Genomic DNA, 14668 nt, shown 5'->3' on the forward strand with positions numbered 1-14668 from the left:
CGCGAGTAATGAGCCACGTCAGATGAAATGATAAAAGAGAGTTAGAATGCTTGCATTCTTAACTCTCTTTTTTTTATTTCAGATGATGCGGCGAATGCCGCGTCAACGAGGGATTTGCGAAGCAAATTCCGAGTCTGTGTGGATTATTACGGTCTCTCGAAGTGTTGATAATCCTTAGCCGAATTCCAATCCCCGCCCCAGGTGAAGCCGTGCTGCTTAAAAAGTTTGTAGGCAAGGTCATTTTCGTCAATCTTGTATGGGAATGCTGCGGATCTGTCTTCGTACTGACGGCTGCCTTCCGGTGAAACCTTGGTTGTACCGTCCTTATTGTAGGTGATATAAGGGTTATAGAAGGGATTCAGGTCAATGGCAAGACCATAGGCGTGATTGGATAATCTTGTGGTTCCCTCCACTACGCGGTAATTGAAGCAGGAAGTGTTGTTGGCTTCCATGGAGGCTGTGTCATCGCCTCCGAACTCATCTATAAGCTTAATGCTTTCTATCTGATATCCGTTCTTATACAGTTCGTAAAAGATCTCTACCACATCATCTGCGATTTTTCTGTTGCAGATCATTTCACCGATCTGGGTATTGCCCTGGAAATCATTGTACAAAAGTGAACAAAATCTTAGTTCATCAGGACTGATGTTGTCGTTTTCCACATAGGATATACCTGTTATTCGGGCTATGACCTCATCAGATAGCGGTTCATAATAGAAATTTTCCATGAATGTTACTCTTTCAGGGCTTGGGGTGGGAGTTTCTATTTCAACTGTAGCAGCTTCTGCAGCTATTTCTGTATCAACAGTTTCATCATTAGCAATTACTTCATCCGATGAAGATTCTGAGCCTGCAACCACGGCGCTTTCCGTCGCAGAGCTTGATTCCTGAGAACTTGCTTTCTCAGAACTTTCCTGTGCGGAAGCCTTTTTTAGACCATATTCCTCAAGAGTTTCTCCACCGTTCATTACTCTGGCTACGATGGAAATAATAACGATAAGCCCCAGTAACAGGGCGAATTCCTTTAAAACGCTTTTTTTCATACCGGTCCTCATCAAGTAATAGTATTCTATGAAGATTTTACCACAAGTACAGGTTATAAACTTTTAATATTTAAGAAATTGAAGGATGAACGATATGCCGATAAAATATTATTATGGATTAGTATGAGGAAGTAGGCTCGCCAATAGGTGTACAGGAATAAGTGGAGAGTTATATGCCGATATACAGTTATAGTGACATCGAACAAAAATTAATAGAAAACAGCCTGATCCCGTTTGCTGTCTTTCAGTACTGTGAGGGAAAGATAGTTACTATTGCTGTGACAAAGGGCCTTAGTGCACTGTTTGGATATGAGAGCCTTGAGGAAACCTATGAAGGGATGAATAACGATTTATTCAGGAACTGTCATCCTGATGATCTTACCAGGCTGAAGGATATGCTAAAAAGACTGTCTATAGATAAGGATGAAGTTAAAACTATCTATAGATATAAGATTGGCGCAGAATACAGAGTTTTCCGTTTTCACGGTGTGAATATCTACAAGGAGGGCGGCATACGCCTGGTTAACGGATGGTTTGCTGATGAAGGCACCTACATGGAAGGGGATGACACAGATACATATTCAAACACTATTTCCAAAGCTGTCAGGGAAAGAACAAAGCTTCATTTCTTCAATTACGATTACCTGACAGGCCTTCCCAACATGGGTTATTTCTTTGAACTGGCAAAAAACGGAAGGGAAGAGATCCTTAAGTCAGGAGAAAAACCCTGTGTACTGTTTTTTGACCTGTGCGGAATGAAGGCCTATAACCAGAAATTCGGATTCCCGCAAGGAGATCAGCTTCTTATTGAATTTTCCAGAATGATCGCTAAAAAGTTTGGACAGAATAACTGCGGACGATTCGGAGGTGACCATTTCTGTGCATTTACGGCGGAAAAAGGACTGGATAAGGCTCTGGATGAAATTTTAGAGGAGTCAAAATGGATAAATAACGGCCAGAATCTCCCTGTGAGAATCGGCGTATATAAATATATGGGAGAGCTGGCAAATCCCAGTATTGCCTGTGACAGGGCAAAGAGAGCCTGCGATGCGGTAAGAAGCAGCTATTTTTCCTGTGTAAGTTATTTCGATGAGGAAATGCTGAAGTATGCTGAGGAAAGAGAATATGTAATAACAAATATAGATAAAGCTCTGGAAGAAGGCTGGATCCAGGTTTTCCACCAGCCCATTATCCGTACTGCCAATGGAAAGGTATCCGACGAGGAGGCTCTTGCCAGGTGGGACGATCCGGACAGGGGAATGATCAGCCCCGGTGTATTCATCCCTGCCCTTGAGGATGCCAGGATCATATATAAGCTGGATCTTTTTGTGGCAAAAGAGATCCTGAAAAAGATGAAAAAGCAGATGGCAGCCGGCATATACGTGGTGCCTGAATCTGTTAATATATCCAGGGCGGATTTCAACATATGCGATATTGTTGAAGAAATAACCAAGCTAGTGGATGAGTCGGGAATCGGTAGAGACAAGCTCACTATAGAAATCACAGAAAGCGGCGTGGGAACCGATGTGGAATATATAAAAACCCAGATCGAACGTTTTCATGAACTGGGCTTTAAGGTTTGGATGGATGATTATGGCAGTGGTTATTCGTCTCCCGAGATCCTTCAGGAGATTCCTTTTGATACCATCAAGCTTGATATGGATTTCATGAGGAAATTTGACAAGGGGGATTCCTGTAAGATCATCGTAACTGAGCTTGTTAAGATGGCGGGGGCCCTTGGAATAGAGACGGTGGCGGAAGGCGTTGAGACCGTGGAGCAGGTGGAGTTCCTGAAGGAGATAGGCTGTACCAAGATCCAGGGTTATCACTTCTGCCAGCCCATATCCATTGAAGCACTTTTTGACCGCTATGCAACCGGCAAGCAGATCGGCTTTGAGAATCCCGATGAGTCGGATTACTATACAACCATAGGTAAAATAAGTTTGTATGATCTTCATATGTCCGCCGAGGGCGATGAGGACATGTTAGGCAACTATTTTGATACCATGCCTATGGCTATCATGGAGACCAGCGACACAGATATGTGGCTTGTCCGGGCCAATAAGCCCTATAAGGACTTTTTTTCTAAAAACTTCGAAGGCTACGATATGAATGGAGTGGCTAATCTTGAAGTTATGAAAAAGATGCGTGGCTCCGCCTTTAGTAAGGCTATAATCCAGTGCGGCAAGGATGGAAGAAGGATTATCATCGATGAAAGAGGTATTGATGGCACCATTTTGCACATTTTTATCAGAAGAGTTGCCATTAATCCGGTGACAGGTGTAAGGGCCATTGCTATAGCTATTTTGGGAATAAATGAGGACAGGGGCGCAGAGGAGCTTACCTATACCTATATTGCCCAGGCTTTGTCTTCAGATTGTATTAATCTGTACTATGTCGACCTTGATACGGATAAGTACATTGAGTACAGCTCCGGTGACGAATATGACGATCTGGCCATTGAGGAGCACGGAACTGACTTCTTCGAAAAAGTAAGACAGGGTGCAATGTTCAGCATCTATGAGGAAGACAGGGACTTTTTCCTTGAGAGCTTTACCAAGGAAAAGGTTGAAAAAAAATTGGCTGAAGAGGGCACATACACGCTGTCCTACAGGTATCTTATGGACGGAGAGCCAATTTATGTACACATGAAGATTGTGCGTATCAAGATGAAGGGCAACAGCATCATCATCGGTGTCAGCAATATAAACACTCAGATGAAGGAGCAGGAGGCCATGGAGAGGGTTAAGGAAGAGAACCTTACCTATTCAAGGCTCTCGGTTCTTGCGGAAAACTTCATATCGATCTTTGTAGTGGATCCTGAAACCGGACATTATATCAGATGCGCCACCAACCACGAAGTAGATCGATACACCATCGGCATGGAGGGAGAGGATTTCTTTGAACGTTTTGTGGAGTCGAGAAAGAAATTTGTCTACCTGGAGGATCTTGATTATGCCCTGAGCCAGCTCACCAGGGAAAATATCCTTAAGTCGATCGAGGATAATGGCGTATTTACGATAAATTACAGGATCTTTATAAATAATGAGATCAGATACTGTAAGATAAAAGTGGCCTTTGCCGAAGAAAAGGGTGGCAGGCAGCTTATCTTTGGCATCAGTGATATAACAGATGAGGTTCTTCATGAGCAGGAGGTTGAGCAGAAGCTCATTCGAGCCAGAAATGAAGCCAATGTGGACGGACTTACCGGTGTTAAGAATAAGCACGCCTACGACAACATGGAGAAGCAGATCAACAGGATGATAAAAGACGGCTCAGCTCCCGAATTTGCGCTGGTGGTACTTGATATCAACGGCCTTAAGACGATTAACGACACCCTCGGGCACCAGGCCGGAGATGAATTTATCAAGAAGGGCTGTAGCATTATATGTGATGTATTCAGACATTGCCCTGTTTTCAGAGTGGGCGGAGACGAGTTTGTGGTGGTTATCCAGGGAAGAAGCTACAAGCATGTAGATAAGATAATGCAGTTCTGGGAAAAGACCATTCAGGAAAGCATTGCCAATAACAGTGTTGTCATCGCCGCAGGCATGGCAAGGTTCACGGATGATAAGGAGGTCAAAACAGTATTTGCCAGGGCTGATGCACTTATGTATGAGAACAAAAAGGCACTTAAATCAGCAGGCTAAATGTATACACAGAGTACACATATGGTTTTTAAAGCGGCGTAATCTTGTATTTACGCCGCTTTTTTAGTACACTAACAATTATTGATAAATACTGGGTATTGGATATTATTATGAAAAATATGATCAAAACAGACAAACTGGTATTTGAATATATAAGGCGCGACGAGGAAGGCAATGTAGAGGGCATCACCAGAGCCATAGACGGCGTTGACCTGGAGGTTAAGCCCGGGCAGTTCATTGCTATCCTGGGCCACAACGGCTCAGGCAAATCAACCCTTGCCAAGCACTTCAACGCTCTTCTTTACCCCACAGAGGGTGAAGTCTACGTGGATGGCTACAACACCGAGGATGATGACCACCTTTGGGACATCAGGCAGGAAGCCGGAATGATCTTCCAGAATCCTGACAATCAGATCATCGGACAGGTTGTAGAAGAGGATGTGGGTTTTGGCCCTGAGAACATGGGAGTTCCCACGGACGAGATCTGGGAGCGGGTAGATGAGAGTCTTAAAGCTGTGAATATGCTGCAGTTTCGCAAGTCCTCACCCAATCACCTATCCGGAGGCCAGAAACAGAGAGTTTCAATTGCAGGCGTAATCGCAATGCACCCCAAGTGTATCATTATGGATGAGCCTACAGCCATGCTTGACCCCAACGGACGAAAGGACGTGATAAGAGCCGCGAGAGCCCTGAACGATGTTGAAGGTATTACGGTTATCCTGATCACCCACTACATGGAAGAGGTTGTTCATGCTGACAGAGTCTTCGTCATGGACAAGGGCAAGGTTGTAATGGAGGGAACGCCCAGAGAGATCTTTTCCCAGGTTGAGAGACTTAAGGAGCTTCATTTGGGAGTTCCCCAGGTCACAGAGCTTGCCTATGAGCTCAAAAAGAGCGGTGTGCCGCTTCCTGATGGTGTTCTTACCAGGGAGGAGCTTGTATCAGAGCTCAAGAAGCTGGCGAAATGATTTTTACAGACAAAAAGGCGATAATATTGCCGATTTAACACGGAGATAACATGTCAATTATTCTTGATCATGTCAACTACATATACGACGAAGATACCGCAATGGCTCATGCTGCGCTTATTGACGTCAATCTGAACATCCCCAAGGGACAGTTTATCGGACTTATCGGTCACACGGGCTCCGGCAAGTCCACCCTTATCCAGCATATGAACGGCCTTGTGAAGCCTACCAGCGGTACAGTTTATTTTGATGGTAAGGACATAAGCGAACAGGGCTACGACAAAAAGAGCCTCAGGGCCAAGGTGGGACTGGTTTTCCAGTATCCCGAGCATCAGCTCTTTGAGACCGACTGCTTTAAGGACGTATGTTTTGGCCCCAAGAATCTGGGACTTTCCCAGAAAGAGGTGGAGCTAAGAGCCTATGAGGCCCTCAAGCAGGTTGGTTTTGACGATGAGTATTTTTACCAGTCGCCCTTTGATCTGTCAGGTGGACAAAAAAGGAGAGTGGCTATCGCAGGTGTTCTTGCGATGAAGCCTGAAGTGCTGATCCTGGACGAGCCCACAGCAGGTCTTGATCCCAAGGGAAGGGATGACATTTTGAGTCTGATTTCCACACTTCATAAGGAAATGGGGATTACTATTATTCTTGTGAGCCACAGTATGGAAGATGTTGCGGACTATGTCGACAGGATAATCGTTATGAATAAGGGCAGAGTCTTTCTGGATGATGAGCCCAAGAATGTTTTTGCCCATTACAAGGAGCTTGAGGAGATCGGACTTGCGGCACCTCAGGTTACCTATGTGATGCAGGAGCTTGCCGCTTCGGGACTTAATGTGGACACCAATGCCACAACCATTACGGAAGCTAAAAATGAGATTTTAAAGGCGCTGGGAAGATGTTAAGAGACATAACCTTAGGACAATATTACAGAACTGAATCGGTGATCCACAGGCTGGACCCAAGGGTTAAGCTGGTGGCTACTTTTGCGTTTATTATTTCGCTGTTTATCGCGGGAAATTTGCTTGGTTATATCATTGCCGCACTTTTCCTCGCTCTTTGCATAAAACTCTCAAATGTGCCCCCTAAATTCATGTTCAGGGGTATGAGAGCAATCTTCTTCCTGCTGATGATAACCATGGTGTTCAATCTTTTCCTGACGCCGGGTATTCCGCTGGTTAGTTTCTGGAAATTTACGATAACAAAAGAAGGCCTTCGAATGGCGGTTATGATGGCTGTAAGGCTGATTTTCCTTATAACCGGTTCATCGATCATGACACTGACAACTACGCCCAACAATCTGACGGATGGTCTTGAGAGCCTGCTTAATCCCTTGAAGAAGGTGAAGGTTCCTGTTCACGAGATCTCGATGATGATGTCCATTGCTCTTAGATTTATTCCTATCCTTATGGAGGAGACGGACAAGATCATGAAGGCACAGATGGCGAGAGGCGCTGATTTTGAGAGTGGATCACTGATAAAGAGGGCCAAAAGCCTGGTTCCGCTGCTGGTGCCGCTGTTTGTTTCAGCTTTCAGAAGGGCCAATGACCTGGCTATGGCCATGGAGGCAAGGTGCTACCGTGGCGGCGAAGGCAGGACCAAGATGAAGCCCCTGATCTACAAGAGGATTGATCTTATTGCATATATCGTACTGGTTATATACCTCGCGCTTATCATTGTTGCGAGAAGGATCGACCTTCTGGGAATTATTGGATTCTAAGCTTGTATTGGAGAAAAGATGTCACAGACCCGCAGAATAATGCTGATAGTTTCATATGATGGCACCGCCTACAGCGGATGGGCTCTTCAGGAGACTACCCCTGACACCATAGAGGGAAGGCTTAACGAAGCCATTTTTCGTCTCACGGGAGAAAAGACAGAGGTGATTGGCGCAAGCCGCACTGATGCAGGGGTTCACGCCTACGGAAATGTGGCGGTTTTTGATACGGATTCTACGATTCCCGGGGACCGATTTATGTTTGCGCTCAATCATGAGCTTCCGCAGGATATCAGGATAACGTCTTCACGGCAGGTGGCAAGGGAGTTTCATCCCAGGCACTGTAGCACGGAGAAGACCTATGAATACAGGATTCTGAACACTCAGATCTGTGATCCGACCAGGAGAATGTACACATGTCATTTTTCAATGCCTCTTGATGTGGACATCATGAATGAGGCGGCTTCATATCTGGTGGGAGAGCATGATTTTACAAGCTTTTGCAATGCTCAGTCTCAGGCTCTGACCCATGTAAGGACCGTGAAGGATGTTCATGTAAGGCGTGAAGGGGATGAAGTTATCATCAGCGTTACGGGCAATGGCTTTTTGTACAACATGGTGAGAATTATCGCCGGAACCCTTATGCAGATAGGAAGAGGCAAGGGCGGCCCTGCCGAGATGAAGACCATTTTGGAGAAAAAAAACAGAGCTGCAGCGGGACCTACAGCTCCTCCGGAAGGACTTTTTCTGATAAAATATGAATTTCTGGACGGAATCCCTGAACCTGAGCAGGAGTAAGATACAAAAATTGCCGGTCAAGCAAGATCGGTACTTCCGGTCAAACGGCGTATTTGCTGTGCTCGGTTATGATCTGGTCAGGTTTGATGTCGTGTTTATCAGTGGCGATCATTGTATCACTGATCTGCAGCTGAAATGCTATAGCAATCTTACTAATTTCCTTGTGCTTTTCAAGAAAAGTATCATAGAATCCGCCGTTATATCCAACGCGGTTGCGGTATCTATCAAACGCAACTCCGGGCATGATTACCAGAGTGCCTCGTGATGTGTCTTCTGTTTCGGGGTAGATTACGGAGTTATCGGAAAGATTAGGCTCCCTGATTCCATTAAATCCTGCGATCAGCTCCTCGGGACTGTTTATCTGAATGAATTTCATCTGGCGCTTTTCTTTGTCTATGACCTTGGGACAAAATACTTTTTTGCCCTCATCCAGGCAGTTTTGGATTATTGTATCGGTGCTGACTTCGGATCCTGTTGATGCGTAGATCAGGATGTTTTCAGCGTTTTTGTATTCAATAGTATCGGACAGTTTAGTGAAGATTATTTCACTTTTATCGGCAATGTCGTCCTGGGAAAGGGCGTTTCGCTGCATCAGGACTGTTTTTCTGATATCACTTTTACTGGAGTAGGTTTTCCAGTAATTCCTAAGTTCATTGAACTTGATTATGGAAAGGATCGCTATTATAAGGGGCCAACCCCAAATAGTGAATAATGCTGCAGGTTCAGGACTGATAGAATCGATAGCTATGCTTAAAAACTCCACAACATAGAGTACACCCGCAAGGGTAGGGCAGCTTAGCAGTATAAGAGCCAGGGCAAAAAAGGCTTGCGGATAGGACATTTTATGATATACTTCACGTGCTTCGTAGGATGAGAGCAGAAATTTGTAGTTGAAGAGCACTATTCCGAGAAAAATAAGTAAACCTGCAAAATAAGCAAAGAAATTGTAGGTGTATGTGTCGGTGGAAATAATTAAAAGAAAAGAGCCTGTATTATATTTTAATATGCTTTTACCTACATATTGCAAATAACCAGCGCCGCCCAAAATGAGCTTCATTATTAAAAGATATATAAACTCATATACTAAAAAAAGAATATATTTCTTCGGCTTCACTGTAAAACTCCTCCTGAGGGTAATACATTTAGGTAAGGTTAACATTTTATAGAAAAATTAGCAATAAAAAGCTTTTGTATATTGACAATCAGGGTCTGATGGTCATATAATATCTTACTGTGTGACGTTATGTCCACAATGCAATGCAGTCTTTTGACTGACAGCGTTAAGAATGTCATATTGTTGTCCCGGTAAGCTGCAATATGTACATATATATGTAAGAATCAGGTGAAGGGTTCTTGCAAACTATCAATTTATAGTTTTTATTTTACCGAGCTAATCCACGGCTCATAACAGTAATGGAGGAAACACAATGAAAACTTATATGCCTAGTGCAGCTACAGTAGAGAAGAAGTGGTATGTAGTTGATGCTACAGATATGACACTTGGACGTCTTGCTTCTAACGTTGCAAACGTACTCAGAGGAAAGAACAAGCCTATCTACACTCCTAACATCGACACAGGAGATTATGTAATCGTTATCAATGCAGAGAAGATCAAAGTATCCGGTAAGAAGCTTGATCAGAAGATGTATTGGCACCACACAGATTATGTTGGTCATCACAAGGAGTTCTCACTCCGTCAGATGCTCCAGGATAAGCCCGAGAGAGTTATCGAGCACGCTGTAAAGGGAATGCTTCCTAAGGGATCCCTTGGCAGAGAAATGTACACAAAACTCCACGTATATGCAGGAGCTGAGCATCCTCATGCAGCTCAGAAGCCTGAAGTACTTACATTTTAATCGGGTTGAAAGGAGATCAAAATAATGGCAAAATCAGCTAATTACTACGGAACCGGTAGAAGAAAGAAATCAATCGCAAGAGTATATCTTGTTTCAGGTAAGGGAAATATCACAATCAACAAGAGACCTATCGATGAGTACTTCGGACTTGAGACTCTCAAGGTTATCGTTAGACAGCCTCTCGTAGCTACAGAGACAACAGATAAGTTCGACGTTGTTGTTACTGTAAGAGGTGGCGGCACAACAGGTCAGGCTGGTGCTATCAGACATGGTATTTCAAGAGCTCTTCTTCAGGCTGACTCAGATGAGTACAGACCTACACTTAAGAAGGCTGGATACCTCACAAGAGACCCTCGTATGAAGGAGAGAAAGAAGTACGGTTTGAAGAAAGCTCGTCGTGCTCCTCAGTTCTCAAAGAGATAATCATTCTGCAGATGCAGATTCGAAACCCCCAGATTTTATCTGGGGGTTTTCTTATATTAATCAAGTAGTTCAGATATGCTACGGCCGTTCTAAATCTTCATCGTTGCCTTGTTCTTAATTATTACGGTATTCACGAGGTGAACAGTGGAACAGTTCCTTAAATGATTTAGAGAAATAACTGTTGTTATCAAATCCACATAACTCATAAATTGTTTGAACTGAGTAAGTGCTGCTTTTAAGCATATATGCCGCATTTTGCAATCTGAAATTCTTAAGATATTTAATTGGTGAAATATTGATAATTGACTTAAAGCACCTAAGAACTTCACTTTTACTAACATTTGCAGCATTAGCCAGGTCATCTAACGTTATATTTTTAGAATAGTTTGAATGGATGTAGTTTAGGATTATCTGTACGCGCTCCTCTAACAGTGGATTTACTGTGTGGGTAAGCATACTTTCTGTTAGATTCATATGATTTAGTACAGCAAAAAAATCAGATAATTCATTTCTAACTGATATCTCGTAATCCTCTGGTTCATGATTTATTATTTCCCATACAGTTTTGATAATATTGTCCAATTTGCTAAAGAATATGGAATCTGACTTCAGCATAAAATCTCTAATACTTGCGCTATGGATGATAGGATGTAAATACTTTTTATAATAAATACTTTCTGTATTGCTGCTTATAACAGAGCTGTCAAATATGACAGATTTAAAAATTGCTGCATTGACGGGGGTATGATTACGCATGGAATGCAAAACATTGGTATTTATGAAAAATAAGTCTCCTTCTGAAAGTATATATTTTCTGTTACCGCATTCTAAAAGAATAACGCCCTTTTCGACATGGCCTATCTCAATTTCAGCGTGCCAGTGCCAGTTGACAAAATCTTCGGTGATATCATCTCTATATATGGCAACTGGAAACTCTACAGTTCCATGGGTTCCAGTTTCATCTATATTGAATGGAGTTGCTTGTTTTGATAATGATATACATGATGAGAGTGCCATAATTATTCCTCTTGAAGATATAGTTATACTATTTGACCATTTTATTCCTTTTATTATATTAATAATACGATATAATTACAATAATTTCTTTCGATTAACAAAAAAGCACTAACAAAAAGAGGAGGCTGTAGATTATGTTTGATAATTTTAAATGGATCAATAAAGGTGAGATAAAAATTGAAGAGAATAAGGTTACAATAAAAGCACCGGCTTTGACAGATTTCTTCTGTGGTGGAAGTACAACAAGTGAAGAAGGAATTCTTCCTGAATCACTTTGTAATGCTCCATATTTCTACACAGATGTTAAGGGCGACTTCGTTCTTAATGTAAAGGTATCTCATGATTTTAAGGAAACTTATGATTCTGCATCTGTAATGGTTATGCAGGATATGGACAACTGGGCTAAATGCTGTTTTGAACTTACTGACTTTGGAACACACGCTGCTGTAAGTGTTGTAACTAAAGATGGTGAATCTGATGATGCTAATGGATGCGATATTGAAGGACAGAATTTTGCATATCTTAGAGTTTGTCGCGTGGGCAGAGCATTTTCTTTTCATTACTCCCTGGATGGAGTGCATTTCCATATGACAAGATATTTCTTAATGAAAGATGCTGAGTCTGTGAAAGTAGGTTTACTTGCTCAGGCACCTACAGGCCAAGGTGGAGACAGAATATACGAGAATCTTTCTATTGAAAGCAAAACGGTAAAAAATATCAGGGCCGGGGAATAAAAATGGAAGTAGAAAAGAATTATAAAAAAACACAGCTTGCATGCTATCTGGGATTTGTAACACAGGCCATCTGCGCTAATTTTGTACCGCTATTGTTTATAACATTTCATAATACATACAATATATCATTTGGAAAGCTGGCTGCTATTTCAACAGCATTCTTTGTTACACAGCTTGTAGTTGATTTTTTATGTGCAGGTATAGTAGATAAAATGGGTTACAGAGTATGCGTAATAGCTGCAGAGATTACATCAGGATTAGGACTTGCAGGACTTGCTGTATTACCTGACTTATTGTCAGTACCATTTTGGGGAATCCTTGTGTGTGTATTTATATATGCTGTTGGAAGTGGATTGACAGAAGTGCTGGTAAGTCCAATTGTAGAAGCATGTCCATTCGAAAATAAGGATACAATGATGAGTCTTCTTCATTCCTTTTATTGCTGGGGATGGGTTGGAGTTGTCTTGGGCTCCACAGCCTTCTTTACGGTTTTTGGTATAGAAAAATGGAGAATAATGGCACTTATATGGTCGGTCATTCCGCTTTATAACATTTTCAATTTTGCAACCTGTCCAATCGAACCACTGGTAGAAGATGGTAAGAGCATGACAATGCCCCAACTGTTGAAAACAAAAGCATTTTGGATTTTTATTATACTCATGATCTGCGCAGGTTCTTCAGAAATAGCGATGGGACAGTGGGCATCCGCCTATGCTGAATCAGCACTACATGTTTCCAAAACGGTTGGAGATTTGGCTGGACCCTGCGGATTTGCAGTGTGCATGGGAATCAGTAGACTTCTTTATGGAAAGTTCGGTGAAAAAGTTGATCTGACAATTTTCATGATGGCATCCGGAGTATTGTGCCTTATGTGTTATCTGGTTGCCGGACTGGCAAATATACCATGGGTTGGATTGATTGGATGTGCATTATGCGGATTTTCTGTAGGTATAATGTGGCCAGGTTCAATTAGTATATCATCACAGATACTTCCAACTGGAGGTACAGCAATGTTTGCACTTCTAGCGCTCGCAGGAGATTTAGGGGGAGCAATGGGCCCTGCTATTATTGGAAGTATATCTGAAAAAGCGGCTAATAATTTGCAGGCAGGAGTATTGGCAGGTATAGGTTTTCCTATCATTTTAGTAATTTCAGTGTTCTATATTCGAAATAAGTATCGATAGATATTCAAATTGGTGGAAGTAATATAGCAGGCAATATCGTCATATTATAAACTTTCGTTGCTAACAGCCTCGCACAGTAGCCCTGAGCTTTCTACCGTACGCAGCAGGTAAACAGCAACTTGAAGGAGAAATGCCTAAAATAAGGCACATTCACTTCATTAATCGTTCTCAAAGATATACAGCGCGACAGCGCGACATGAAATAGCCCGAAGGGCTATGAATGGCATAGTATGTAGAACGAACAAGGATGCCGCGACAACGAGGGATGCGCAGCATTCCGAGTCTGTCGGCATGGCGGATGTTTCTGGGTTTTTTCTTTTATCTATAATTGTATTAAGTGGCGGAATACAACAAAGGTAAAAGAAGTGACAGACAGATCCATGACTATCTGGAGTATGTATCCGAAAGCAAAAAGAATGATGTGGCTACAGAAGTAATTCTCCAAGTAGGGGATAAGGAATTCTGGGCGGATAAGACGAGAGAACAGTGGAATGCAATGAAGCCACTCTTGAGGGAACGGCTAAAGAGATGAAGGAGGACATCGAAAGTACAGTTAACCAATATGTGGACTCAGTAGTAAATACGGAAATGGAAAAGGAATTCATGAGATATGCAACACTTGAAAATCCTAAGACTACACTTGGTAAATTAGTCTCGAAAGCCTTTAAAACATTCAAGGAATGGTGGGACAAGACTAAGAAGCCTGAGATAGCTGAAAAGGCTAAAACGAGCATTTTACAAAAGCTAAGAGAAAGCCAGGCAATAGTTGATCAGAGAAAAGAGCAACAAGTCCCTAATCTTAATAGGAATAATCTAAGGCCTGAGAGATGAATAACTGATAGTGCATTAGGCAAGGGCGTGAAAACGCCCTTGTTTTATGCACATAATATTGAACAGGATGTAGATATAGGTATAATTATAAACAGTTGCTACAAAGAAAAAAATTAAGTATTTCAGAATAGATTCCAATTCCAGTTTAACCGACCAACCATGTTGTGGACAAAGGACGCCACCCTTGACGGAACCTGCTAGAAACGCATGACCGGTTCTGCCGACGGTGAAGATGATGGGAACAGCAAAGTAGCTCACCGTCGCTGGAAACATTGTAGCGTTTCCACCAGAACCCGTAAAGGGCAAGCCCTGCTAAAGCAGGGTGGCTGGATACTAGCGCCTCTGGATCAGAATCCAGGAACAGCTGATGACACTCCTAAAGTCGCTCAATTGGATTATACGTGCCAATTGCAGTTGACTTTGTTGAAAAAACACTCGGTAACTCAATGA

At 42.5% G+C, this 14668-nt stretch carries 13 protein-coding genes; 10 read left to right on the plus strand and 3 right to left on the minus strand.

The window, feature by feature from the left end:
• Nucleotides 1-146 precede the first annotated feature (146 nt).
• Nucleotides 147-1043, minus strand: coding sequence for a M15 family metallopeptidase (locus NXH67_RS06405; RefSeq protein WP_022778113.1), 897 nt, complete (start codon nt 1041-1043; stop codon nt 147-149).
• Nucleotides 1044-1216: 173 nt separating this feature from the next.
• Between NXH67_RS06405 and NXH67_RS06410 the strand changes: the two genes are divergently transcribed.
• The 5 genes from NXH67_RS06410 to truA all read left to right on the plus strand — a co-directional run bounded on the left by NXH67_RS06410 (nt 1217) and on the right by truA (nt 8173).
• Entirely contained in the window at nt 1217-4693 is a 3477-nt protein-coding gene (locus NXH67_RS06410) for a sensor domain-containing diguanylate cyclase (RefSeq protein WP_272796806.1), read from the plus strand.
• A gap of 119 nt (nt 4694-4812) precedes the next feature.
• Entirely contained in the window at nt 4813-5661 is an 849-nt protein-coding gene (locus tag NXH67_RS06415) for an energy-coupling factor transporter ATPase (RefSeq protein ID WP_026668648.1), read from the plus strand.
• A 50-nt stretch (nt 5662-5711) separates the two neighbouring features.
• Nucleotides 5712-6563, plus strand: a complete 852-nt coding sequence (locus NXH67_RS06420; protein ID WP_272796807.1) for an energy-coupling factor transporter ATPase — start codon at nt 5712-5714, stop codon at nt 6561-6563.
• Nucleotides 6557-7378: an energy-coupling factor transporter transmembrane component T family protein gene (locus NXH67_RS06425; protein ID WP_022778117.1), complete on the plus strand. Its 822-nt coding sequence runs from the start codon at nt 6557-6559 to the stop codon at nt 7376-7378. The genes NXH67_RS06420 and NXH67_RS06425 overlap by 7 nt, the downstream gene beginning before the upstream one ends.
• An 18-nt stretch (nt 7379-7396) precedes the next feature.
• Nucleotides 7397-8173, plus strand: a complete 777-nt coding sequence (truA, locus tag NXH67_RS06430; RefSeq protein ID WP_272796808.1) for a tRNA pseudouridine(38-40) synthase TruA — start codon at nt 7397-7399, stop codon at nt 8171-8173.
• Nucleotides 8174-8213: 40 nt separating this feature from the next.
• Here truA and NXH67_RS06435 read toward each other — a convergent pair whose 3' ends face one another.
• Nucleotides 8214-9332 carry a 5-formyltetrahydrofolate cyclo-ligase gene (locus NXH67_RS06435; RefSeq protein WP_272796809.1) on the minus strand — a complete coding sequence of 373 codons (1119 nt, stop codon included), beginning with the start codon at nt 9330-9332 and terminating at the stop codon, nt 8214-8216.
• 268 nt (nt 9333-9600) lie between these two features.
• Between NXH67_RS06435 and rplM the strand changes: the two genes are divergently transcribed.
• A complete protein-coding gene (gene rplM / locus NXH67_RS06440) occupies nt 9601-10029 on the plus strand; it encodes a 50S ribosomal protein L13 (RefSeq protein ID WP_022778120.1) in 429 nt (142 codons plus the stop codon).
• A gap of 24 nt (nt 10030-10053) precedes the next feature.
• The gene (gene rpsI, locus NXH67_RS06445; protein ID WP_022778121.1) at nt 10054-10452 is read left to right on the plus strand and encodes a 30S ribosomal protein S9; all 399 of its coding nucleotides are present in this window, start codon (nt 10054-10056) and stop codon (nt 10450-10452) included.
• A gap of 114 nt (nt 10453-10566) precedes the next feature.
• On the opposite strand, the gene NXH67_RS06450 is transcribed toward rpsI, so the two are convergent.
• Nucleotides 10567-11469: an AraC family transcriptional regulator gene (locus NXH67_RS06450; RefSeq protein WP_022780008.1), complete on the minus strand. Its 903-nt coding sequence runs from the start codon at nt 11467-11469 to the stop codon at nt 10567-10569.
• 134 nt (nt 11470-11603) lie between these two features.
• On the opposite strand from NXH67_RS06450, the gene NXH67_RS06455 reads away from it, so the two are divergent.
• The 3 genes from NXH67_RS06455 (at nt 11604) to NXH67_RS06465 (ending at nt 14218) form a co-directional block, all read left to right on the plus strand.
• On the plus strand, nt 11604-12203 hold the full coding sequence (locus NXH67_RS06455) for a DUF1349 domain-containing protein (RefSeq protein ID WP_022780009.1): 600 nt from the start codon (nt 11604-11606) through the stop codon (nt 12201-12203).
• Nucleotides 12204-12205: 2 nt separating this feature from the next.
• The gene (locus NXH67_RS06460) at nt 12206-13387 is read left to right on the plus strand and encodes an MFS transporter (protein ID WP_022780010.1); all 1182 of its coding nucleotides are present in this window, start codon (nt 12206-12208) and stop codon (nt 13385-13387) included.
• A 486-nt stretch (nt 13388-13873) separates the two neighbouring features.
• Nucleotides 13874-14218 carry a hypothetical protein gene (locus NXH67_RS06465; protein ID WP_272796810.1) on the plus strand — a complete coding sequence of 115 codons (345 nt, stop codon included), beginning with the start codon at nt 13874-13876 and terminating at the stop codon, nt 14216-14218.
• Nucleotides 14219-14668 lie beyond the last annotated feature (450 nt).

The organism is Butyrivibrio sp. DSM 10294 (genome assembly GCF_028539135.1).
GTDB lineage: Bacteria > Bacillota > Clostridia > Lachnospirales > Lachnospiraceae > Butyrivibrio.